We start from the raw sequence: 22,972 nt of genomic DNA on the forward strand, positions 1-22,972 counted from the left end.
ACAGAATTTCCCGTCAACGCTTATTTTCACTTTTCTGTCATAAGGCCGGTTTTCGGGCAACCAGACGAGGAATTCGACGTGTCACCAGCGGGACACGCAAGACCAATAGCAATGCACCGATAGAGGCATACACCGTCCATTCCTTCAGATCCGCCCGCACGATCCACAGCATATGCAGCAACCCCAACCCGAGAATCACATAAACCAGGCGATGCAACTTCTTCCAGCCCTTCCCCAGGCGACGCTGGCTGTAACGGTTCGACGTCACGGCAAGCGCCAGCAAACAGAGGAAACCCAACGCACCGACAATGATGTAGGGCCGCTTGCGCAACTCGACCGCCAGTTGCGACCAATCCAACCCGAGCACAAACACCAGATAAGCCACCAGATGCAGCACCACATAGGCAAAACACCACAAACCCAATTGTCGGCGCACCGCGATCCAGCCCGGCCAGCCACTGAGTTTCTGCAACGGCGTCATGCTCAAGGTCACCAACAACAGAATCAAGGTGCCCAAGCCCAACCGATCCACCATGACCTTTCCCGGATCCGGACCCAAGGCCAGGCTCCAGGCCTGATACAACCAGAGCAACGGCCAGATCGCCGCCGCAATAAAGACGCCCACACGCCAGAACGGATATCGCATCAGTAGTTCTTCCGCAGATCCAGGCCGGTATAGAGAGAGGCAACCTCATCCGAGTAGCCATTGAACATCTGCGTCTCACGCACATTGGGACTGAACAGTCCGCTGGGCAAACGCCGCTCCCGGGCCTGGGTCCAACGCGGGTGGTCGACGGTAGGGTTCACATTGGCATAAAAGCCATACTCATCCGAGGCAATGCTTTGCCAGGTGGTCTTGGGCTGCTCTTCCACCAGGCTGATGCGCACAATGGATTTCACGCTCTTGAACCCGTACTTCCACGGCACCACCAGACGCAACGGCGCACCATTCTGATTCGGCAGTTCCCGCCCATACATACCCACTGCCAGAATGGCCAAAGGGTTCATCGCCTCGTCCAGCCGCAAGCCCTCTACATAAGGCCAGTCGATCAGGGCGAAACCGGAACGCTGGCCCGGCATGCTCTTGGGATCCTGCAGGGTTTCGAAGCGAATGTATTTGGCCTTGGAGGTCGGCTCGACCTGCTTGAGCAGCGCCGAAATCGGAAAGCCGATCCAGGGAATCACCATGGACCAGGCCTCGACACAACGCAGGCGATAGATGCGCTCCTCCAACTGGTAAGGCTTCATAAAGTCCTCCAGGGCATAACGCCCCGGCTTGCCGACTTCACCGTCCACCACCACCGACCAGGGTTCGGTCTTCAGGGAGCCGGCGTTCTGCGCCGGATCGCCCTTGTCGGTGCCGAACTCATAGAAGTTGTTGTAGTGGGTCGCATCCTTGTAGGGGGTAATCGCCTCCCCCTTGACCGTCACCGCGCCCCATTTAGTCTCAGGCAGTTTCCCGGCAAACCAGGACGGCGCATTCCCCGCGTCCACATCGGCATAACGCGCCGCTTCGGCGGCACTGGCCCAACGCGGCAGACTGCCGATCGCCAGTGCGGCGACGGAAGCGCCTAGCAAGGTACGACGGGAAAGATAGAGGGATTCAGGCGTGACGTCCGATTCTTTGCAATCGGATCGCTTGGGAAGCTTGATAAACATGGCAACTCCGTAGCATTGGAGGACTGATGCACCAATAGACTACGGAGTCTGCGGGAAATTACATCACTCGCCGGCTTTGTGCCGACGAAGATGCAACAGGTACTGGATAGGACCCGAGGCCGCATAGGCGAGGAAGATCAGCAGCAGGATGCGTGGCGGATCGCTGAACACCACGGCGAACACCAGCACCACGGCGAGAATCGCGACAAACGGCACGCGCCCCTTGAGGTCCAGCTCCTTGAAACTGTTGTACTTGATGTTGCTGACCATCAGCATCCCGGCCGCCGCCACCAGCAAGGCCACCAGGAACGACATCTTCGAACCCTGGATCCCGTAGTCGCTGAACGCCCACACCGTCCCCGCCACCACGCCGGCCGCCGCCGGACTGGCCAGGCCGATAAAGTAGCGCTTGTCGGCGGTGCCGACCTGGGTATTGAAGCGCGCCAGACGCAATGCCGCGCCAGCCACATAGATGAAGGCCACCATCCAGCCGACCTTGCCCATATCCCCCAGCGCCCAGCCGAATGCCAGGAGTGCCGGGGCGACGCCGAAGGCGACCATATCGGACAACGAGTCATACTCGGCGCCGAAGGCGCTCTGGGTATTGGTCATGCGCGCCACGCGACCGTCCAGGCCGTCGAGGACCATGGCGACAAAGATCGCGATGGCGGAAAACGCGAAATACTTGCTCGCCCCCGCCGGGTCCCCGGCACTCGCGGCGCTCTGCGCACTCATCGCGCTGATGATGGCGTAGAAACCGGCGAACAGGTTCGCGGTGGTGAACAGGTTCGGCAACAGATAGATACCGCGATGGCGGACTTTCTGGCCGTCGGCGTCATGCCCCTCTTCGACATGTTCGTCGATGGGGAGCAGGCTTTCGGCTTCGGAGCCCTGACCAGGCTCTTCGGGACGTTCAGTCATGATATTACCTTGCAGCTAAATGAAGGGTTTCAACAGCACTCGGCGACTACGATGGGAGCGCAAAAATATCCCGCTTTATACCAGAAGCGCCCTGGCCTGCGGGAAAACCCGGGCCAGACAGGTCGATCAGCCCAGGACAACGTGAGGCAGGAATCGACTGCTGTCCTTGGTAATCAGGCTGTCGTCCTCACGAATGCCGATCCCGGCGGCCACATCCCCCACCACCCATGAACCGATCACGGTGTAGCTGTCGCCGAACTTCGGCAAAGGGGAAAACGCCTGCAGGATATAGGGCGCATCCGTGTAAGGCCCATCCTCAGCCACCACCTGGTCATCGCCGGTACGGATCTCGATGTTCGCCCCCTCACGGGAAAAGAACGGTTTGCGCACCCAGCCCTTGGGCACGGGCCGCCGCGGGTTCTGGTCGACATAAGCGGGCAACAGGTTGGGATGCCCTTCATGAAACTTCCACAGCAGCGGCAAAATGCCTTTGTTACTGACAATGGCTTTCCAGGCGGGTTCGATAAATTGCGTGTCGCAACCGGGCACCGCCTGGCCGAACACCTCGTGGAAGATATGTTCCCAGGCATGCAGCTTGAACAGCCGTTCGATCCAACGGCCGTCCAGATCGACAAAGCGACCCTGGGCGGTGAGGCCGATGTCCTCGATATCGATATGCCGTGCCTCGATCCCCGCATGCGCGGCCATCTTGCGCAGAAAATCCGTGGTCCCGCGATCCTCCTCCGATCCCGACATCGCCGAGAAGTAGAAAGCCCCACCGGCCGGAAAGGCCGCGAAGGCCCTGACCAGATCTTCGGCGATGGTGTTGAACTGATTCGCCTGCGCCGGCAGCACGCCCCGGGCGATCTGTTCCTCAAGCCAGAGCAACTGCACGGAACCGGCTTCGAGCAGACTGGTGGGGGTGTCGTAATTGGCTTCCAGGCACTTGGCCGGACCGCTGCCGTCATACGCCAGGTCGAAGCGGCCGTACAGATGCGGATGCCCCTGCTTCCAGGAATCGCGGACCAGATCGAAAAACGCCGGCGGAATGGCCAGGCCCGTCAGCAGTTCTTCACTGTCGACGACGCGCTCGACCACATCCAGGCACAGGTCATGCAGTGCCTTGGTCGGCGCTTCCAGGTCGCGGGTGATCTGCTCTTCGGTGAACAGGTAATAACCGCGCTCATCCCAATAGCGCTCGCCACCGATGGTGTGGAAACCGAACCCTTCGCGCTCGACACTTTCGCGCCAGTGCGGACGCTCTGCGATACCAATTTTTTTCACCCTGGCCGCTCCCCTCAACCGCCGGAACTGAAAATGCTGCTGCTCTTGCCGCCCCAACCACTGCGTGCGGTCGCCTGGCTGCCGAAGCCGCCACGCGAGACCGTCGAGGACACCGAGCCGGAACCGCTGCCCAGGCTTTTGCCGAGAGTGGCCGGCGTGTAGGTGTTGGTGGAACTGCTGCGGGCCTGGGTCGAACGGCTGAACGACTTGCCCTGCTCGATCTGCTGCGACAGCGTCGAACTGCCATAGCTACCGCGATTGTCGCGATTGTCGTAGATCGGCTGGGAATAGTAGCGCCCGCCGCCACCGCTGTTGCTGAGCAGATTGCCAAGCAACAAGCCGGTCAGCAGGCCGCCATTGCCACCGCCGCCCGACTGCACGGCCGCTTGTTGCTGGGCCTGTTCAAGGTCCTTGCGCGGCACATCACCGGACATCGCCAGTTCAAAGCCGCCCATCTTCGGCATGTACTTGCCGTCCGGGGTGATCTGGCAATAGCCGGGAACGAAGTCGCTGTCGCAGGAGGCCTGGTCGTCATAGGTCGGCGCGATACGCCGGTGATCGGCCAGCGCCTGCATGAAGGCGTCGGAACAGACCTCCACCGGCACTTTCGCCGCCACACACTCCTCGACCGACTTGAAGTTGCTCTTGGCGTTGAAGGCAACGGTATCCTGGGACGCACCGCAGGCGGAAAGCGCCAGCGGAAAGGTGCCGGCCAGCACCAGTTTTACGGAGCTACGGGTTCTCATCGAATCATCCTTATCCTTGCCCTGGGCTCAGGTCGACGGTGTCATGCAGGCCGAATTCAACAGGCCGACACTGATGGCTACCGAGGCCGAATAGATCGCCGCCGCCATCTCGCCGCGCACAATACGCCCGGACAGCCCCTTGAGCACCAGGCTGGTCACGACAAACGCCAGCAACTGCACCACGGCCGCGATCAACACCCAGACAACGACGTCGACGACACTGATGCTGTTGGCGATGATATTGCTGGCCGGCAGGGCAAAACCCACCAACGAACCACCCAGGGCCACCGCCGCGGCGGTATTGCCCTCACGGATCAGGGCGAACTCCTTGTGGGGAGTGATCAGGGTGTAGATGAACTGGAACAACACGAACAGAACAGCCGCCACCGCCATATAGATGATGAAGCCGAATACCGCGGTGGCGTTGAGCGACAGGCGCAGCGCTTCGAGCATGATGATTTCCTTGTCAGAGAACTTCGATATCGGTGATTTGCAGCGTCACGCCAACGGCGGTGGACAGGGTGATCACCCCCTCCTCGTCTTCCTCGACCGAAAAGAGCAGGAACTCCCGACGGTTGAGCAGGCCGATCTCGCGGGAATAGAGCATGCTCAGGTGCTTGATCGAGTAGGCACCGTCCGGGCTCTTGACGAACTCCTGCATGGGTGTGAGTTCGGTCTGCCCGTCCTCACCGCCCCATTGCCGCCCATACTCCTCGCCTTCGAGTTCGTAGAGCGGCATGCCGATCTTCGCATTCGGGCCGGTCAGTTGCAGCAACTGTTCCTTGCTGTTGATCGTGGTGACGTCGTGGTAGCCGAACAGGATAAGGTCCTGAATATCCTCGGCCGCGGGGCCGTCCATGACCACTTGCAGGAAATAATCCTCGTTATCGAGGTAAAACCGCTGCAAGCGCATCGACTGCCCGAGGTCGATATCGCCCACCGCCCAGACTTTCTCGTCATCGGGCACCACTACATGGGACTGCCCTTCAAGCATCAGCTTCAAGGAGCGATCCAGGCAGAGCATCCGCCCCGAGGCCAGCCCCAGGGGGTTGCCCGGCGCTACCGAGGTAGCCCCCGCGGCAGGCTTCGGCGCCTCGAAGCCCATGGCGCGCTTGATCCAACTCATCGTGTCTCTCCTTTCTGTCGCAACAACGCACCGGCCCGTTTTCCAGACGGCAAAAAGGGCAAAACGCTGACGCGCTTGCCCCAAGCCCCGAGCTTACTGACCCGAGCCGGGATTCTGCCTGGCCTTCAGACGCGCCAACACATCACTGCCGCTGCCCGACCTGGCGCCGATACCGGCGTCCTGCAGACGACGCTCCAGATCACCGCCGTTGGACTCGTCGGCCAATTCCTGCGCCGCATCCAGCTTGGCGTCGCGCTCATCCTGGCGTTGCTTGATACGCGCCAGCGAACCGACCGCCGTTTCCAGCTTGCCATTCGCCCCGCCGGTGGCCGCGGCGGTAGCAACACGGGCCTGCTGGACCGTCTCGCGGGCCTTGGCCATTTCGACCTGCTGCTTCAACCCCTTGATCTGGTTTTCCGCCTTGATCACCTGGGCATGCAGCATCTCGACCTGGGCGCCGAACTGATCGGCCAGGATTTTCTCCTGGTCGCGCAGGGCCTCGATCTCGGCCACCTTGTTGGCGCACTCGCCGGCCAGGCTTTCCACGCCCTTGTCCAGCGCGGCCATGGCCTTGCCTTCCCAGTTGGCGATGTCGTTGTTCAGGCCGTCGAGGCGCTGTTGCGACAGTTTGTAGCGGGCCTTGATGTCCACCAGGCCGTTCTTGGCCTTGGCCACGGCATTTTCGGCGTCGCGCTGTTCCTGCTCGAGGATACGAATGGCGTTGGCGTCGACAATGGTCTCACCCACCTCGGAAACACCACCACGAATGGCCGTTATGACTTTCTTCCAGATACTCATCGAAAACTCCTTGGGGACTTCATTAAACGTGGATGTGGTCTTCGAACGCTTCCACCGCACGGATCACGTTCTCGGCCAGGGTGAAGATTTCCTGGACGATCACGGTGATGGTGGAAGCCGCGCTCAGCGCGCCGAACATGCAGTAGACCTCGGTACCGTCGCCGACCCGCTCGATGCCCACGGAGGACAGAGGGAACAGGTCGCGACTACGCAGCACCAGGCCGTTGAAGACCGCTGGATCCTTGACCCGGCTCACTTCGACCAGGGTCGCGTCCACCAGGATCTGATCACCGGACACCGCCAGGTAGAGCGGCAGGTCGCCGAATTCGGTCATGCTCAGCTTGATGCTCTGCTCGGCGTTTTCGGCGAGGGTCAGCACAATCTCGCCACTGGAGACGACCTCCAGCTCCGACAGCGCCTTGTGCAGCGAGTTGATCGTCCAGTTGATGTTCTCAGTCATGAAAGCCTCCAGTTTGATCCGTTCACCCAGGAAGGGCTGGCGTAGCGCCTTTTCGATACCCCGCAGGGCCGTCGCATTCTCGGGAAGAATCCAGAATTCCCGCTTCACCAGCCCGGCGTCGCGCAGCCGCGTGCGCATATCGCGAACGTAGTCGGCGGTAGTCTTGGTCTTGGCCGGTGATGACGTTTTCTCGCCCGTGAGGGGCTTGTCATCCGCTGTTTTTTTACGGGGCATCTGTCCTCCGAAAAATCTTACATGTAAGTAAATTACGTCCTTTACCTGGAATGTTCAACATCTGACATGAAAGCTTTATGTGACAAAACAAAACGCCCCGACAAGTCGGGGCGTTTGGGTGCAGCCTTTACCGGCGCTCAGCCCCGAGGGGCCAGGCAGCCGGTTGAGCGTCGACTCAGTTCTTGGCTTTGTCGACGATCTTGTTCGCGCCGATCCACGGCATCATCGAGCGCAGTTGCTCGCCGATGATCTCGATGCCGTGAGCAGCGTTGTTACGACGCTTGGCGGTCATCGATGGGTAGCCGGTAGCACCTTCGCTGATGAACATCTTCGCGTATTCGCCGTCCTGGATGCGCTTCAGAGCGTTGCGCATGGCCTGGCGGGATTCGGCGTTGATGACTTCAGGACCGGTCACGTACTCGCCGTATTCGGCGTTGTTGGAGATCGAGTAGTTCATGTTGGCGATACCGCCTTCGTACATGAGGTCAACGATCAGCTTCAGTTCGTGCAGGCATTCGAAGTAGGCCATTTCCGGCGCGTAGCCCGCTTCAACCAGGGTTTCGAAACCGGCTTTGACCAGCTCGACGGTACCGCCGCACAGAACGGCTTGTTCGCCGAACAGGTCGGTTTCGGTCTCGTCCTTGAAGGTGGTTTCGATGATACCGGTACGACCACCGCCAACGCCGGCGGCGTAGGACAGCGCAACGTTCTTGGCGTTGCCCGAGGCGTCCTGGTAGATCGCGATCAGGTCAGGGATACCGCCGCCTTTGACGAACTCGGAACGCACGGTGTGGCCTGGAGCCTTCGGCGCGATCATGATCACGTCGAGGTCGGCGCGTGGCACGACCTGGTTGTAGTGGATCGCGAAGCCGTGGGAGAAGGCCAGGGTGGCGCCTTTCTTGATGTTCGGCTCGATTTCGTTCTTGTACAGCGCGGACTGGAACTCGTCCGGGGTCAGGATCATGACCAGGTCGGCAGCGGCAACAGCGCTGGCAACGTCGGTCACTTTCAGGCCATGGGCTTCAGCCTTGGCAACGGTGGCCGAGCCTTTGCGCAGGCCGACAGTCACGTCAACGCCGGAGTCTTTCAGGTTGCAAGCTTGTGCGTGACCCTGGGAGCCGTAGCCGATGATGGCGACTTTCTTGCCCTGGATGATCGACAGGTCGCAATCTTTATCGTAGTAAACCTTCATGAAATTCCCCTTTATATCCAGGCCGTTCAGGCCGTTTGCAAGTTGGTTTAGATGCTGAGTACTTTGTCGCCGCGCGCAATACCGGTGACGCCACTACGGACGGTCTCCAGGATCGAGGCGGTGCCGATGGACTGAATGAAGCTGTCGAGCTTGTCGCTGGTACCGGTCAGTTGAACGGTATAGACGCTGGCGCTGACATCAACGATCTGACCCCGGTAAATATCGGTGGTGCGCTTGATCTCGGCGCGCTGGGCGCCAGTGGCCTTGACCTTGACCAGCATCAGTTCGCGCTCGATATGAGCACTTTCCGAGAGGTCCACCAGCTTGACCACTTCGATCAGCTTGTTCAGGTTCTTGGTGATCTGTTCGATGACTTCGTCATGCCCGACAGTGGTCAACGTCAGACGCGACAGGGTCGGGTCTTCGGTCGGGGCCACGGTCAGGCTTTCGATGTTGTAGTTGCGTTGCGAAAACAGGCCAACCACACGGGACAGAGCGCCAGGTTCGTTTTCCAGAAGCAAGGAAATGATGTGCCGCATATTAGGTACGCTCCGTCTTGCTCAGCCACATATCGCGCATGGAGCCGTCTTTGATCTGCATCGGGTAGACGTGCTCGCTGGTGTCGACCTGGATATCGAGGAATACCAGGCGATCCTTCATGGCGAACGCTTCTTCCATCTTCGGCTTCAAGTCTTTCAGATCCGTGATACGGATACCGACATGACCGTAGGCTTCGACCAGCTTGACGAAGTCAGGCAGCGATTCCATGTACGAGTGCGAGTGACGGCTGCCGTAGCTCATGTCCTGCCACTGGCGGACCATGCCGAGCACACCGTTGTTCAGGCTGACGATCTTCACCGGCAGGCCGTATTGCAGGCAGGTCGACAGCTCCTGGATGTTCATCTGGATGCTGCCCTCACCCGTGACGCACGCGACGTCGGAGTCAGGGAAACTCAGCTTCACACCCATGGCCGCAGGGAAACCGAAGCCCATGGTGCCCAGGCCGCCGGAGTTGATCCAGCGGTTGGGCTTGTTGAACTTGTAGTACTGCGCCGCGAACATCTGGTGCTGGCCCACGTCGGAGGTCACAAAGGCATCGCCCTTGGTCACTTCGCACAGGGTCTCGATCACGGTCTGTGGCTTGATGATGCTGCCGTCGCCCTTGTCATAAGGGAACAGGCCGCGGTCGCCGCGCCATTCGTCGATCTGCTTCCACCAGCTGGCCACCGACTCCTTGTTCGGAGTCTCGCCGATTTCCTTGAGGGTCGCGACCATCTCGGTCAGCACGCTCTCCACCGGCCCAACGATAGGCACGTCTGCCTTGATGGTCTTGGAGATCGATGCCGGGTCGATGTCGATATGGATGATCTTGGCGTTCGGGCAGAACTTCGACGGGCCGTTGATCACCCGGTCGTCGAAGCGCGCGCCCACGGCCAGGATCACATCGGCGTGGTGCATGGTCAGGTTGGCGGTGTAGCTGCCGTGCATGCCGAGCATGCCGACGAACTGCCGGTCGGTGCCAGGGTAGGCACCCAGGCCCATCAGGGTATTGGTGACGGGCAGGTTGAGCATTTTCGCCAGCTCGGTCAGCGGCGCGGAGCCACCCCCGAGGATCACGCCGCCGCCCGCATAGAGCACCGGACGCTTGGCCGCCAGGAGCATTTCCGCCGCCTTGCGGATCTGGCCGGAGTGGCCACGTACCGCCGGGCTGTAGGAACGCAGCTTGGCTTTTTTCGGGAAGACGTATTCGAATTTCTCGGCCGGGTTGGTCATGTCTTTCGGGATATCGACAACGACAGGACCAGGACGACCGGATTGCGCCAGGTAGAACGCCTTCTTCATGACTTCCGGGATTTCCGAAGCGTGCTTGATCATGAAGCTGTGCTTCACGATCGGCCGGGAGATACCGATCATGTCGGTTTCCTGGAACGCATCGGTGCCGACCAGGGTGCTTGGCACCTGACCGGAGATGATCACCATCGGAATGGAGTCCATGTACGCCGTGGCGATACCGGTGATGGCATTGGTTGCGCCAGGACCGGATGTCACCAGGACCACGCCGGCTTTACCGGTGGCACGGGCGTAGCCGTCGGCCATATGGGTCGCGGCCTGCTCATGACGAACCAGGATGTGGGTGACATCCGGCTCCTTGAACAGGGCATCGTAGACATGAAGGAGAGCACCACCCGGGTACCCGTAGATGTACTTGACGCCTTCGTCACGCAAAAAGCGGACGAGCATCTCACCGCCAGATAAAAGCTCCACGTTGTTCACCTCTAAAACGCCAGAATACCGTCCACGCACACTGGAGGACGGGTCTTAATAGGTTTACTTCTCAGCAGAGCATGAGCGACGGTGGTCGCCGACTACGTCAGCACTGACTGAGCAAGTATTGGGAGTGCCCCAAATGTTGCGGGGGTTTCCCACCCAGCGCGAGGTAACGCGTTGCGGGTGTAACAGGTCGGCGCGGATGTGCGCCTCATGATCTGCCGAGTGGGCCTGCTTCTGGCAGCCCCTCTACAGCGGACTTTGGATTGTTCTGATTCGTCCGGTCCAAGTCAAGTTATCTTATGAGCTTTCTTCGAACTAAGCACATGACAACGCAGAAGAAAACCTTTCACAAGGGAATGTGCTACGTTGCTTATCGCATTGTCTGACAAGGAAACCTGATGCGTAGAAGCATTCTGATGGCGGGCCTGCTACTCGCCTTGAGCCCGCTGTGCCAGGCCGGGCCGATCTACAAATGGGTCGATGCCCAGGGCCAGACGCACTTCGATGCGCAGCCGCCGGCCGGGCAAACGGCCACCGTGGTGACCCCGGCGATCGGCAACGTCCCGGCGCCGCCACCGCGTCCCACCGTGCCCGCGAGCACGGCGGTGGGCGACCAGCAGGCCGTGGACGCCAGGGTCAAGAAGCAGATTGCCGATCAGGAAGTGGTGCGCAAAGCCTATTGCGAGAAAGCGCGGACCAACCTGGCCCAGCTGGAAAACAATGCGCGAGTGCGTGAAGAGGTCAATGGCGAAGTGCGCCGCCTGACCGATGAAGAACGCCAGACACGCTTGATAGAGACGCGCAAGAGCATCGAGGAAAACTGCTCGTAACTGTGGGAGCTGGCTTGCCAGCGATGACTGCCGGAAGATCGATGCAAGACTCAAGGGCCTCATCGCCGGCAAGCCAGCTCCTACAGGTCAGCGGGTCTCGGCAATCAGCTGGTCAAACTGCGCCAGCAACCGCTGCAAACCGCGCCCCTGCCCCGGCCGCTGGGCATAGACCATTTCGGCCATGGCCAGAATCCCGGACGCATTGGGCAGCGGCAGATCCGCCTCGAGGATCAGCTTCATCCTCGGCAGGAAAATCCATTGCAGCCACTGCTCGAACTCCAGGGTATCGACACTGAAGGGCTCGACACTGGCCAGGGCCTCGACGCTGGGCGGCTCCTCATCCCAGCAGCCCTGGGCCCGCAACTCCCGCTCGATCAGCAGGAGTTGCTCGGCAATCAACGGAAAACGTGCATCCATCAGTAACCAGCCTTGGCCTTCTGCTGCGCCTGGGCGGCACCCGCGGCATCACCCTGCTTGCTCCGCGCCTGGGCAATGATGCCCCAGAGGTTGGCTTGCAGATCCGGACGGCCGTTGGCGAAGCTCAGGCCGCGACGGGCCAGTTGCTCGGCTTGCGGCGCATCACCCTGGGCCATGCGCACCTGGGCCAGGCGATAAAGTACTTGCGGTTCACGCGGTGCCACGCGCTGGGCGCGCTCAAGGCTGGACGAGGCACCATTGAGGTCGCCACTGGATTGCTGCTGCTGGGCGGTGGTCAACAACGCCAGTACCGGACCGTCCAGTTGCTCGTCAGCGGACAAACCACCGCTGTTGTTGTTCGACGGAATACCGCTCGGCGCCACCGGGCTCGGCATGTTGTAAGCGCCCTGATTGACCGGCGGGTTGTACGCGCCCTGGTTATAGGCACCCGAGTCACCCGGCACGGCCTGGATCGGCGCGTTATTCGAAGGGCCTGGGGTAATCGGCCCAGGGGTGAACGGCTCGGTACTGATCGGTGCCGAGGTTGTCGCCCCACCACCCGGAATCATCACCACCACGCCGGAATCCTGCGGCACCGCCTGGGTCTGGCTTGGCACCGGCCCCTTGGTGACGGTCTTGCGGAAACCGCCAGTGGACGAGATCCGCTCGTTGTTGGAGACCGCGGTCCCCGAATCGACCACCGGGATCGAACCCCGTGGCACGCTGGAACAACCACCCAGCACGGTCAGTGCGGCAAAAGCTGGAATCCACCACTTGTTCACGTCAAACCCTCTTCGCTCAATTCAACCAGCCCTTGACCCAATCCATCACTTCGGTGGCCGGCGCAGGGGCCACGCCACCACACGACGCACCGGGTACCGGTTCACTGCCGCGAATATACGGCATCTGCACCGCGCCCGGGCAATTGGCATCGGAGCCTTGCCCGGTATGCGGATCGACCCAGGCCTGGACCACGTTATCCGGCTGCGGCATATCCAATGGCAGCGGATCGGCCTTGCGCATGAAACTGGTCCAGACCTGCAAGGCGCCACTGGCACCGGTGAACGGTGTCTTGCCGTTGTCATCGCGACCGAGCCAGACCACCGCCAGCAGGTCCTGGCCGAAACCGGCGAACCAGCTGTCCCGCGAGTCGTTACTGGTACCGGTCTTGCCGGCCAGGGTCAGGGTCTTGGGCAGGACGTTGTAGACCCCGCTCCCGGTACCCTCGCGCATCACCCGCTGCATGGCCGCCTGGATCAGGTAGATCGAGCCCGCGTCGAAACGCTGCTGGATCTGGAACGGATAACGTTTGAGCGGCTGGCCCTCGGCCGTCAGGACACTGCGAATCCCGCGCATCGGCGTATTGAAGCCGCCGTTGGCCAGGGTCTGGTACATGGTCGCGATATCCATCGGCGTCATGCTCGCGGCGCCCAGCAACATCGACGGAAAGGCCGGGAACTCGCGGGTGACACCGAGGCGTCCGAGGGTCTTGAGGACATTCGGCACGCCGACCTCCAGGCCCAGTCGAGCGGTCGCCAGGTTGTAGGAGTGCGCCAGGCCCTGATAAAGGAAAACCGTGCCGTGGGAACGACGCTCAAAGTTCTTCGGTGTCCAGACCTGTCCGTCAGCGCCTTTCACCGAGAAGGCTTCGTCCGACAGCCAGCTGGTCAGCGTGTACTGGCTGGGTTTCTCCAGCGCCGTCAGATACACCGCCGGTTTGATCAACGAACCGACCGGGCGTACCGCGTCCAGTGCCCGGTTGAACCCGGCAAAGCTGGACTGGCGGCTGCCGATCATGGCCTGGATCTCACCGGTTTCCGGGTTGGTCACCACCATGGCCGCCTCGATATCGTCGCTGCCCTTGCGCCCGGCCAGGCGCTTGAAGGTGTCGTTGACCGAAGCCTCGGCCTTCATCTGCAGGATCGGGTCGAAGCTGGTGAAGATACGCAGGCCTTCCTCGGTCAAGTCTTCGTCGCGGTAGTCTTCGCGCAGTTGCCGCTTGACCAGGTCGAGGAAGCCGGGGAAGGAACTGTCCGCCAGACTGCCACGGGCGGTCACCCCCAACGGCATTTTCTTCGCCGCCGCGACTTGCTCGGCGCTGGCCACGCCCTGCTGCTCCAGCAGGTCGAGCACCAGGTTACGTCGTTCCAACGCGCGATCCGGGTAACGTCGCGGGTTGTAATAGGACGGCCCCTTGACCATGCCCACCAGCAACGCCACCTGATGCAACTTCAGCTCCGCCAGGGGCTGGCTGAAGAAGAACTGGCTGGCCAGGCCGAAGCCGTGCACCGCGCGCTGGCCGTCCTGGCCGATAAAGACCTCGTTGAGGTAGGCCTCGAGAATCTCTTTCTTGTCGTAATGCAGCTCCAGCAGCATGGCCATCATGGCCTCGGTGAGCTTGCGGCTCAGGCTGCGTTCGTTGGTCAGGAAGAAGTTCTTGACCAACTGCTGGGTCAGGGTACTGCCGCCCTGGCGCATCTGTCCGGCCGAGGTATTGACCCAGATGGCCCGGGCAATCGACTTGGGCGAGACGCCGAAGTGATGATAGAAATCCCGATCCTCGACCGCCACCAGGGTGTCGAGCAGGTACGGCGGCACCTGGTCGATCTTGATCAGGATGCGGTCTTCGAGGTTCTTCGGGTACAGGCCGCCGATCAGCAGCGGCTCAAGGCGCACCACCGAAAGCTTCGCGCCATTGAGCGAGGACAGCTCGGCCACATAGTCGCCGGAGAAGCGCACCCGCACCGGCTGGGCCGACTCCATGCCTTCATAGAACTGGAAGCCACGGGTGTTCAGGTCCACGGTATTGCCGTTGACCGCCGCCGCCCCCGGGCCATTGGCCACGGGTTCACGACGATAACCGAGGGCATCGAGTTCGGTGAGGAAGTCTTCCTTGCTCAGTTTCTGGCCGGCGAACAGCTCCAGCGGCCGGGCATAGACCTTGGCCGGGATGGTCCAGCGCTTGCCGGAGAACTTCTCCTGCACGATGGCATCGAGGTAGACGGCAAAACCGGCCAGCACGACGAGGCCCACCAGGCTGAGCTTGATCGCCCAGCCAAGCCAGGGGCGCAGGCGGCCGGCGGGAGGTTTGGATTTGGCGCGGGAACGGGGGGATCGGGTACGAGTCATGGCGGCGGATTATACGCACTTTATTGATGATCAACATGTACGTCCGGCGGTTTGCACCTGAGCCCGCAGCGGCCATAATGACCGCTTTGAATTTACCGCCCTCTTGAAGGATCACCAGTGAGCCAGTCCCTGATTACCGCCCTGCAAAACCCGGCCCTCTACCCGCATCCGGTGGAAGGCTTCCAGGTTATCGAAACCCATATTTCCTGGGTCCTGCTCACCGGGCCCTATGCCTACAAGATCAAGAAACCGGTCAACTTCGGCTTCCTCGACTTCACCGAACTGAGCGCTCGCGCACATTTCTGCGCGGAAGAGCTGCGCCTGAACCAGCGCCTGACCCACGACCTGTACCTGGAAGTCCTGCCGATCACCGGCAGCGTCGAGGCCCCCGTCCTGGGCGGCAGCGGCCCGGCCATCGAATATGTGCTGAAAATGCGCCAGTTTCCGCAGAGCCAGTTGCTGAGCACCCTGCAGGCCAACGGTGAACTGACCACCGTGCACATCGATGAAATGGCCCAACAGATCGCCGCGTTCCACCAGAGCGCCCCCGAAGTGCCGAAAGATCACTACCAGGGCACTCCAGAAGCGGTCATGGACCCGGTCCGGCAGAACTTCGAACAGATCCGCCCCTTCCTCAGCGAAAAGGCCGACCTGCTGCAACTCGACGCCCTGCAAGCCTGGGCCGAAACCAGTTTCGAGCGCCTCAAGCCGCTGCTGGCCCAGCGCAAGGCAGAAGGCTTCATTCGTGAATGCCACGGCGACATCCACCTGGGCAACGCCACCGTCATCGACGGCAAGGTGGTGATCTTCGACTGCATCGAGTTCAACGAACCTTTCCGCTTCACCGACGTCTACGCCGACACCGGCTTCCTCGCGATGGACCTCGAAGACCGCGGCCTCAAGAGCCTGGCCCGACGCTTTATCAGCCAGTACCTGGAACTGACCGGCGACTACCAGGGCCTGGCCCTGCTGAACTTCTACAAGGCCTATCGTGCCCTGGTGCGCGCCAAGGTCGCGCTGTTCAGCATGCCGGCCGAAGATCCGGTGCAACGCGCCAGCAGCATGCGCCAGTACCGCAACTACGCCAATCTGGCGGAAAGCTACAGCACCATTCCGTCGCGCTTCCTGGCCATCACCAGTGGCGTCTCCGCCGTCGGCAAGAGCCACGTCGCCCTGCGCCTGGTGGAAGCCCTGGGCGCCGTACGCCTGCGCTCGGATGTCGAACGCAAACGCCTGTTCGGCGACCAGCAAGTCGAAAACAACGTCGGCGACGGCATCTATAGCCGCGACGCCAGCGTGAGCACCTACCGGCGCCTGCATGAAATCGCCGACACCGTCCTGCGCGCCGGCTTCCCGGTGGTGATCGACGCCACCTATCTCAAGCGCGAGCAACGCAACGCCGCCGCCCAGGTTGCCGAAGCCACTGGCGTACCGTGCCTGATCCTCGATTGCAACGCCCCACAGGCCGTGATCGAAAGCTGGCTGGCCCGGCGCCAGGCCGATGCCGTCGACCCATCCGACGCTACACTGGAAGTGATCGCCGCCCAGCAAGCCAGCCGCGAGGCCCTGAGCGCCGATGAAGTACTGCGCACCAAGCGTGTCGAAACCCATGAAAGCGGGAGCCTCGACGCCCTGGTCGAGCAGATTCGCCAGCGTCTGCCGGGCCTGTAAAAACTATTTCAGCCGTGGGGCCGCAAGTGCTTCACGGCTGAAACATAGTGGCATTATACTGGCGTCATAATTCCAACAGGAGACGTCTCATGAGCCATCCCAAGCTGCTCGACTCACCTTTGTTTGCCCTGCTGCACAAGGATGACATTGCCGGCTTCAACAAGGCCCGCCCCAAGGACGGTCCGATCGACATGCGCGGCGGTGACTTCCGTGGCCTGGACCTGCGCGAACTGAATGCCGAGGGGATCGACTTCACCGATGCCTACTTCCGCTCCGCCGATCTGCGTGGCGTAGATCTGCAGAAATCCATCCTGGTCGGTGCCAGCGTGGCCCATGCGCAGATTTCCGGCGCTTACTTCCCCGTGGAACTGACCCCGGCCGAGATTCTCATGTCGATGCAGTTCGGTACGCGTCTGCGCTACAGCGCCTAGCCCTCGCGGAGGGGCTCGAGGATGGCGGCAGCGCTTGCCGTCTGGTGCCTGCTCACGGCCTCGACAAGGCTCCTGCTGTACGATTTTTCCCTTTGCGCGCCATCCCTGTGCTGCCGGCCAGCGCTGGAGAAAGCCGCGGCTTAGAAGCATTTGCACCAACGCCGAGCAAAGAACCACGTTTTTCCTACTGACCGCCTACACTCCTTTTCAGGCTTGCCTACTCTCGTCCACGCAGCGTTCGGCCGTCGCAAGGAGGCTTGATGAACGATGAACTGCAACACCTGAAGAACCTTGGCAAGACGTCGGCGCAATGGCTGCACGCGGTGGGTATCCATAGCGCATCGGATTTGCGTCGACTGGGAGCGGTGGATGCCTACCGCGCGGTACGAACCCGCGGATTCCGGGCATCGAAAGTGCTGTTGTATGCGATCGAAGGCGCCTTGATGGACATTCATTGGAACGATATCCCTCAAGAACGCAAAGAAGCCTTGAATAAACAGTTGGACGCGATATCGTCGCGTCATAAAAACTGATTTCGCAGGTTTGGCATGTATCTACTCGGGGAGCAACCGGCCTACGCCGAAGAACTGATCAATCGTCTGCAGACGATTCCGGCACAGCTGCTCAAAGGTTTGCCCCCCTGCGCGGCCCCCCTGGAGCTTGAGCAAATCGCTGACCTCGGTGCCTTGCTGCCCGCCGATCAGGTGTTCCTGATCGACAGCGGCCTGCTGCATGCCCGGGTCGACGAGCGTGCATTATTCTATTTGCATGAAGGCGACCTGGTCGGATTGCGCCAGGGCATCGACTGGCCGCGCTGCGTGCTGAGCAGCGACAACCCGCTGCGTCTGATTCCCTACCGGCGCACCGACCTCTTCACCCATATCTACGCCGACGAAAGCCGCGCCGAAGCGCTGCTGCGTTACCTGATCGGCCAGACCGCCCTGCTCTCCGACGCCGTCACCCGCCTGAAACAGCCGGAATTTCGCAGCAGCAACGGCTTCCAGCAGGTGGCCAGTGGTGAAGTGATGATCCGCCAAGGTGACGATGCCGACCATGTCTTCATCATTACCGACGGACACGCCGAGGCCTTTGTCGACGGGCACAAGGTCGGCGATGTGCCCAAGGACGAGATTTTCGGCGCCATGGCGGTGTTCACCGGCGAGAAACGCAGCGCCAGCGTGATCGCCAGCCAGCCGTGCACGGTCATGCTGATCCCCAAGGAGCAATTCCTCAGCCTGACCCAGAGCAACCCGCGCATCGCCCACAGCCTGATCGAAAGCATGGCCCGACGCATCGATTTGCTGAACAAGGAAGTCACGCGCCTGAGCGCCATCGGCACGGCGCGCTGAACCACCGCGACACTCGATCACTCATCCGGCGTCGCACCCTGGACGAACGGTCGAGAAAAAGACATTGACTTAGAAATGAGAATCGTTATGATTATCACAGCTGATCGCGAGATCGGTTGGATTTTCTGGAAGGCCCTGGTTCGGACTCTCAGATTATCTCCTCATCAGGCTAATCACGGTTATTGACCCGGCTTTTTGCCGGGTCTTTTTTTGCCTGTCCGAAAGCCAGCCGACAAAAATTCCCGCCCTCCTGGTGCGTCAGGCCTCCCCGGGCTCCGGCGCGACCGGAGATTCCAGTCGCGCCAGCAACTCATCCAGCAAGCCGGAAGCCCCGAGCCGCACGTGATCGGCGTTGACCCAGGCGGCGCCGAAACGCGCGCGCGCCAGTTCGATATAGGTCCGCGCATCATCGAAGGTGCGGATGCCGCCGGAAGCCTTCAGCCCCACCAGCCCGCCCCGCTCGGCAATGGCTTCAAGCATGATGCGCACGGCCTGTTCGGTCGCATTGACCAGGACCTTGCCGGTACTGGTCTTGAGAAAGTCGGCGCCGGCGGCAATCGCGCCCTGGCTGGCCTGGCGGATCATCTGCGGGTCGCGCAACTCACCGGTCTCCAGGATCACCTTGAGTTTGGCCCGCCCCTGGCAGGCATCACGACAGGCGGCGACCATGCTCAGGCCGGTCTGCGCATCGCCCATCAACAACGAGCGATAGGGATAGACCAGGTCCACCTCATTGGCGCCGGCGGCGATCGCCTCCAGGGTTTCAGCGACCACCGAGGCGACATTCGGTCCGCCATGGGGGAAGTTGACCACCGTGGCGACCCGGATCGCCTGCCCGCCCTGCGCATCGAGAGCCCGTCGCGCCAGGGCGACAAAACGTGGAAACACGCACACCGCCGCCACCGGCCCGAATGGCGTCTGCGCCCGCTGGCAAAGCGAAAGGATGCGCTCGTCATCGTCATCGCCACTCAGCGAGGTCAAGTCGAGCAGGCCAATGGCCTGGCGTGCCAGTTGTTGATCGGCCTCATTCATCTGCTTCATCTTCACTCCCAATCCGGATCGTTGCATAAACCTGACAAGCGTCCGAGGCGCCTCCTCGGCGGTCCTGGCTGCCGGATGAGGCGAAATACGCTATGGGCAGCAGGATAAAGGACTCGTCCGCGCCAAGGCATGTGTCAACCAAAGACCGGGACTCGACCCACATCAGAACAAGATGCGTCCTACCCACTACTGGTAGCCGATACTCGGCAAGGCTTTCAGGGATTCAGGATGCTGGCTGGTGGTATCGACCCCGACCAATTTAGACTCCGCCCCCAGGACACTGACCCATTCCGACAACGCCCCGCCGGCGCTGACCCAGCGTAGCGGCAGTTCGGTCGCCAGGACGGCATGGCTGAGCGCCAGCCCGGCGACGAGGACAAACAGGTGCGAGGCTCCCTAAAGGATCAACATGAAATTTCTCTGCGACTCGAACACCCTCGCCGACAACAGCAGTCGTGGTTTTGATGTGGACGGGCGGCCGCTGTTGGCCGTGCGCCGCGAGGGCCGGGTCTATGTCTATCAGAATCGCTGCCCGCACCGCGGCATCCCCCTGGAATGGCGTCCCGACCAGTTTCTCGACCCCAGCGCCAGCCTGATCCAGTGCGCAACCCACGGCGCGCTGTTCCTGATTGAAAGCGGTGAGTGCGTGGCCGGACCTTGCGCCGGGCAGTCACTGCTGGCGATCCCTTGCACGGAAGACGCGCAGGGCATCTGGCTGACGCCGTGAGCCGCTAGAGCCGCACCGGCAACCGGCGATCGACGCGGATCTCCTCCGACGTCAGGCTCACCCCATAGGCCAGCACCTCGACCCCGGCCGCCACGGCTTCACGCAGGGCCGCGGCATAACCCGGATCAATCTCCTCGGCCGGCCGCACCGCCTCGATGCCGGTCAGGTTCACGCAATACAGCTGCACCGCCCGCACACCTGCGCGTGCCAGGGTGGCCAGCTCGCGCAGATGCTTGGCGCCGCGCTGGGTCACCGCATCCGGAAAGGCCGCCACCGCCGTACCGTCGAAGCCGAGGGTGACGCTTTTGACTTCGACAAACGCCGGCCCCGTCGGATAGTCGAGACGAAAGTCGATCCGGCTGTTCTCCTGACCGTAGGCCACTTCACGTTTCAAAGCGGTAAAACCGTTCAGTTCGCTGATGACCCCGGCACGCAGGGCCTCCTCGACCAAAGGGTTGGCCCGCGCGGTATTCACGCAGGCCAACCGCCCTTGGGGGGTTTCACCGATCTCCCAGGTGCCGGGCAACTTGCGCTTGGGGTCATTGGAGCGACTGAACCAGACTTGCCCGCCCGGCACCATGCAATTGAGCATCGAGCCGGTATTGGGACAGTGAATGGTCAGCAACTCGCCGGAGGCGGTTTCGATGTCCGCCAGGAAACGTTTGTAGCGCTGGATCAGACGACCTTCTTCGAGGGCAGGAGAAAAATGCATCAGCCTTGCCAGCTCCGCAGACCCCGGGCAATCCGCTCCACCGCCTGCTCAAGGCGCGGCAGGCTCTGGGTGTAGGCAAACCGCACATGATGGCTGGCCAGGTGACGACCGAAGTCCAGCCCCGGGGTAAAGGCCACATGTTCGGTTTCGAGGAAATGTCGGCAGAACGCGAAGGCATCACCGCCGAACGCGCTGATATCGGCGTACAAGTAGAAAGCGCCCTGGGGCTCCACGGCGATCCCGAAACCCAGCTCGCGCAACGCCGGCAAGAGGAAGTCGCGACGACGACCGAACTCGGCCCGGCGCTCTTCGAGAATGCTCAGGGTCGCCGGTTCGAAACAGGCCAGCGCCGCATGCTGGGCCATGCTCGGCGCACTGATGTAGAGGTTCTGCGCGAGTTTTTCCAGGTCCGCCACCGCTTCCGGCGGCGCCACCAGCCAGCCCAGCCGCCAGCCGGTCATGCCGAAATATTTGGAAAAGCTGTTGAGCACAAAGGCGCTGTCATCGACTTCCAGCACGCTGGCCGCATCGCAGCCGTAGGTCAGGCCGTGATAGATCTCGTCCACCACCAGATGGCCATGACGCTCCTTGACCGCCGCCGACAGCGCCCCCAGTTCGTCCCGCGTCAGCAGGGTCCCGGTGGGGTTGGCCGGCGATGCCACCAGGGCGCCGACACTGTCCTGGTCCCAATGCCGCGCCACCAGGTCGGCGGTGAGCTGATAACGCACCTCAGGCCCGACCGGCACCAGTTGCGCCGCCCCCTCGACCAGGCGCAGGAAATGCCGGTTGCACGGGTAGCCCGGATCGGCCAGCAGCCAGTGTTTACCGGGGTCCACCAGCAAACTGGTGGCCAACAGCAGCGCACCGGAACCACCCGGAGTGATCAAAATACGCTGCGGATCGATATCCAGCCCGTAACGCTGCTGATAAAAACCTGCTATCGCCTCACGCAATTGCGGCAGCCCACGTGCCGCCGTATAACGGGTCTTACCCGCCTCCAGCGCGGCCTGGCCGGCGCGGATGATCGGCGCGGCGGTGGTGAAGTCCGGCTCACCGATCTCGAGGTGGATCACATCATGCCCGGCGGCCTGCAACTCATTGGCGCGCGCCAGCAGCGCCATCACATGAAAGGGTTCGATTGCGCGGCTGCGCGCGCTGTAGTGCTGAGTCATGGGCCTTCCTTGATTGGACGGGGAATGGGCGATAGACCGATTCTACCCAACCTCGATCACCCTGGAATGTTTAAAGCATCCTACGTTCCCCGGAAGATTGACTAAAATAAACAATTAACCATTGCTTCATGAAGCTGACGTCTTCCATCCGGCATATATTGGCCCGCTTCTTGTAGGAGGGGGACGTTCAGTCACGACGTTCGACTCGACAAGTCCAGCCTCGACAACCGGGAGTAGCGCACCCCGATTCGATCTGGTAAGTTCGCCCGCTTGCAGCCGCAGGGCCGGCAGGTGTCGGTGATGTTGAAATCCTGCGCAATGGATTAGAAGAGTAGAGGCGGTCCATTCATGCCCACCCAAGCAAAGCAGCAAAGCACTGAGCCAAAGATCGGCGGCTTCGAACCCTATGTTGAAAGCAAGGGCGAGGAGTACATGGGCGAGCCCATGCGCAAGCACTTCACCAAGATCCTGCAGAAATGGAAGCAGGAATTGATGCATGAAGTCGACCGTACCGTTGATCATATGAAGGACGAAGCGGCGAACTTCCCTGACCCGGCTGACCGTGCCAGCCAGGAAGAAGAGTTCAGCCTCGAACTGCGCGCCCGCGACCGCGAGCGCAAACTGATCAAGAAAATCGACAAGACCCTGCAGCTCATCGAAGACGAAGAGTATGGCTGGTGCGAGTCCTGTGGCGTCGAGATCGGCATCCGCCGGCTGGAAGCCCGACCGACCGCCGACATGTGCGTCGACTGCAAGACCCTGGCGGAAATCAAGGAAAAACAGGTCGGCAAGTAGTCCCTGC

General features: G+C 61.5%; 25 protein-coding genes and 1 pseudogene. 7 read left to right on the top strand and 19 right to left on the bottom strand.

Annotation, left to right across the window (positions count from 1 at the left end; all coding sequences use genetic code 11):
* Window positions 1-37: 37 nt before the first annotated feature.
* From msrQ to M5C71_RS31285, 12 genes are all read right to left on the bottom strand, one after another.
* Window positions 38-646, bottom strand: coding sequence for a protein-methionine-sulfoxide reductase heme-binding subunit MsrQ (gene msrQ, locus M5C71_RS31230; protein WP_248769531.1), 609 nt, complete (start codon window positions 644-646; stop codon window positions 38-40).
* The gene (msrP, locus tag M5C71_RS31235; protein WP_152737599.1) at window positions 646-1,659 is read right to left on the bottom strand and encodes a protein-methionine-sulfoxide reductase catalytic subunit MsrP; all 1,014 of its coding nucleotides are present in this window, start codon (window positions 1,657-1,659) and stop codon (window positions 646-648) included. Before msrP ends, msrQ begins: the two co-directional genes overlap by 1 nt.
* Window positions 1,660-1,722: 63 nt before the next feature.
* Window positions 1,723-2,580, bottom strand: a complete 858-nt coding sequence (pssA, locus tag M5C71_RS31240) for a CDP-diacylglycerol--serine O-phosphatidyltransferase (protein ID WP_100939556.1) — start codon at window positions 2,578-2,580, stop codon at window positions 1,723-1,725.
* A 126-nt stretch (window positions 2,581-2,706) separates the two neighbouring features.
* The gene (locus tag M5C71_RS31245; RefSeq protein ID WP_248769532.1) at window positions 2,707-3,864 is read right to left on the bottom strand and encodes a glutathionylspermidine synthase family protein; all 1,158 of its coding nucleotides are present in this window, start codon (window positions 3,862-3,864) and stop codon (window positions 2,707-2,709) included.
* 14 nt (window positions 3,865-3,878) lie between these two features.
* Window positions 3,879-4,610 (bottom strand): DUF1190 domain-containing protein, encoded by a 732-nt coding sequence (locus tag M5C71_RS31250; RefSeq protein WP_248769533.1) that lies wholly within the window; start codon window positions 4,608-4,610, stop codon window positions 3,879-3,881.
* Between the two features lie 27 nt (window positions 4,611-4,637).
* A complete protein-coding gene (locus M5C71_RS31255) occupies window positions 4,638-5,063 on the bottom strand; it encodes a DUF350 domain-containing protein (RefSeq protein ID WP_103495454.1) in 426 nt (141 codons plus the stop codon).
* Window positions 5,064-5,076: 13 nt separating this feature from the next.
* The gene (locus M5C71_RS31260) at window positions 5,077-5,736 is read right to left on the bottom strand and encodes a DUF2491 family protein (protein ID WP_152737602.1); all 660 of its coding nucleotides are present in this window, start codon (window positions 5,734-5,736) and stop codon (window positions 5,077-5,079) included.
* 93 nt (window positions 5,737-5,829) lie between these two features.
* On the bottom strand, window positions 5,830-6,534 hold the full coding sequence (locus tag M5C71_RS31265) for a PspA/IM30 family protein (RefSeq protein WP_248769534.1): 705 nt from the start codon (window positions 6,532-6,534) through the stop codon (window positions 5,830-5,832).
* Window positions 6,535-6,556: 22 nt separating this feature from the next.
* Complete coding sequence (locus tag M5C71_RS31270; RefSeq protein WP_103495457.1) at window positions 6,557-7,228, bottom strand: YjfI family protein; 672 nt, start codon at window positions 7,226-7,228, stop codon at window positions 6,557-6,559.
* Window positions 7,229-7,403: 175 nt separating this feature from the next.
* On the bottom strand, window positions 7,404-8,420 hold the full coding sequence (gene ilvC / locus M5C71_RS31275) for a ketol-acid reductoisomerase (protein ID WP_003212125.1): 1,017 nt from the start codon (window positions 8,418-8,420) through the stop codon (window positions 7,404-7,406).
* 47 nt (window positions 8,421-8,467) lie between these two features.
* On the bottom strand, window positions 8,468-8,959 hold the full coding sequence (gene ilvN / locus M5C71_RS31280) for an acetolactate synthase small subunit (protein ID WP_003176102.1): 492 nt from the start codon (window positions 8,957-8,959) through the stop codon (window positions 8,468-8,470).
* A 1-nt stretch (window position 8,960) separates the two neighbouring features.
* The gene (locus M5C71_RS31285; protein WP_103495488.1) at window positions 8,961-10,685 is read right to left on the bottom strand and encodes an acetolactate synthase 3 large subunit; all 1,725 of its coding nucleotides are present in this window, start codon (window positions 10,683-10,685) and stop codon (window positions 8,961-8,963) included.
* Between the two features lie 404 nt (window positions 10,686-11,089).
* Between M5C71_RS31285 and M5C71_RS31290 the strand changes: the two genes are divergently transcribed.
* The gene (locus M5C71_RS31290; protein WP_248769535.1) at window positions 11,090-11,521 is read left to right on the top strand and encodes a DUF4124 domain-containing protein; all 432 of its coding nucleotides are present in this window, start codon (window positions 11,090-11,092) and stop codon (window positions 11,519-11,521) included.
* Between the two features lie 87 nt (window positions 11,522-11,608).
* On the opposite strand, the gene M5C71_RS31295 is transcribed toward M5C71_RS31290, so the two are convergent.
* Genes M5C71_RS31295 through mrcB form a run of 3 tightly spaced genes read right to left on the bottom strand, consistent with a single transcriptional unit; the run spans window position 11,609 to window position 15,067 of the window.
* Entirely contained in the window at window positions 11,609-11,938 is a 330-nt protein-coding gene (locus M5C71_RS31295; RefSeq protein ID WP_103495459.1) for a YqcC family protein, read from the bottom strand.
* Window positions 11,938-12,720: a tetratricopeptide repeat protein gene (locus tag M5C71_RS31300; protein WP_248769536.1), complete on the bottom strand. Its 783-nt coding sequence runs from the start codon at window positions 12,718-12,720 to the stop codon at window positions 11,938-11,940. Before M5C71_RS31300 ends, M5C71_RS31295 begins: the two co-directional genes overlap by 1 nt.
* 16 nt (window positions 12,721-12,736) lie before the next feature.
* The gene (mrcB, locus tag M5C71_RS31305; protein ID WP_248769537.1) at window positions 12,737-15,067 is read right to left on the bottom strand and encodes a penicillin-binding protein 1B; all 2,331 of its coding nucleotides are present in this window, start codon (window positions 15,065-15,067) and stop codon (window positions 12,737-12,739) included.
* A gap of 117 nt (window positions 15,068-15,184) precedes the next feature.
* Here mrcB and M5C71_RS31310 point away from each other — a divergent pair, with 117 nt between their 5' ends.
* The 4 genes from M5C71_RS31310 to M5C71_RS31325 all read left to right on the top strand — a co-directional run bounded on the left by M5C71_RS31310 (window position 15,185) and on the right by M5C71_RS31325 (window position 18,518).
* Window positions 15,185-16,738: a bifunctional aminoglycoside phosphotransferase/ATP-binding protein gene (locus M5C71_RS31310; RefSeq protein ID WP_248769538.1), complete on the top strand. Its 1,554-nt coding sequence runs from the start codon at window positions 15,185-15,187 to the stop codon at window positions 16,736-16,738.
* Window positions 16,739-16,827: 89 nt separating this feature from the next.
* Window positions 16,828-17,169, top strand: coding sequence for a pentapeptide repeat-containing protein (locus M5C71_RS31315; protein WP_103495463.1), 342 nt, complete (start codon window positions 16,828-16,830; stop codon window positions 17,167-17,169).
* Window positions 17,170-17,429: 260 nt separating this feature from the next.
* A complete protein-coding gene (locus M5C71_RS31320) occupies window positions 17,430-17,702 on the top strand; it encodes a TfoX/Sxy family protein (RefSeq protein ID WP_100939569.1) in 273 nt (90 codons plus the stop codon).
* A 15-nt stretch (window positions 17,703-17,717) separates the two neighbouring features.
* The gene (locus tag M5C71_RS31325) at window positions 17,718-18,518 is read left to right on the top strand and encodes a cyclic nucleotide-binding domain-containing protein (protein ID WP_103495464.1); all 801 of its coding nucleotides are present in this window, start codon (window positions 17,718-17,720) and stop codon (window positions 18,516-18,518) included.
* Between the two features lie 258 nt (window positions 18,519-18,776).
* On the opposite strand, the gene deoC is transcribed toward M5C71_RS31325, so the two are convergent.
* Together deoC and M5C71_RS31335 are read right to left on the bottom strand one after the other, a co-directional pair.
* Complete coding sequence (gene deoC, locus M5C71_RS31330; protein ID WP_248769539.1) at window positions 18,777-19,559, bottom strand: deoxyribose-phosphate aldolase; 783 nt, start codon at window positions 19,557-19,559, stop codon at window positions 18,777-18,779.
* Window positions 19,560-19,748: 189 nt separating this feature from the next.
* Window positions 19,749-19,943: pseudogene (locus M5C71_RS31335) on the bottom strand (hemin ABC transporter substrate-binding protein); the annotation flags it as partial.
* A 25-nt stretch (window positions 19,944-19,968) separates the two neighbouring features.
* On the opposite strand from M5C71_RS31335, the gene M5C71_RS31340 reads away from it, so the two are divergent.
* Entirely contained in the window at window positions 19,969-20,286 is a 318-nt protein-coding gene (locus M5C71_RS31340; RefSeq protein ID WP_152737610.1) for a Rieske (2Fe-2S) protein, read from the top strand.
* A 4-nt stretch (window positions 20,287-20,290) separates the two neighbouring features.
* On the opposite strand, the gene sfsA is transcribed toward M5C71_RS31340, so the two are convergent.
* Window positions 20,291-20,998, bottom strand: a complete 708-nt coding sequence (gene sfsA / locus M5C71_RS31345; RefSeq protein ID WP_248769540.1) for a DNA/RNA nuclease SfsA — start codon at window positions 20,996-20,998, stop codon at window positions 20,291-20,293.
* Window positions 20,998-22,170 carry a pyridoxal phosphate-dependent aminotransferase gene (locus M5C71_RS31350; protein WP_248769541.1) on the bottom strand — a complete coding sequence of 391 codons (1,173 nt, stop codon included), beginning with the start codon at window positions 22,168-22,170 and terminating at the stop codon, window positions 20,998-21,000. Before M5C71_RS31350 ends, sfsA begins: the two co-directional genes overlap by 1 nt.
* A gap of 348 nt (window positions 22,171-22,518) precedes the next feature.
* On the opposite strand from M5C71_RS31350, the gene dksA reads away from it, so the two are divergent.
* Complete coding sequence (dksA, locus tag M5C71_RS31355; RefSeq protein WP_100939578.1) at window positions 22,519-22,965, top strand: RNA polymerase-binding protein DksA; 447 nt, start codon at window positions 22,519-22,521, stop codon at window positions 22,963-22,965.
* Window positions 22,966-22,972 lie beyond the last annotated feature (7 nt).

Origin of the sequence: Pseudomonas sp. MWU12-2345 (genome assembly GCF_023242385.1) — a bacterium.
Taxonomy (GTDB): domain Bacteria; phylum Pseudomonadota; class Gammaproteobacteria; order Pseudomonadales; family Pseudomonadaceae; genus Aquipseudomonas; species Aquipseudomonas gingeri_D.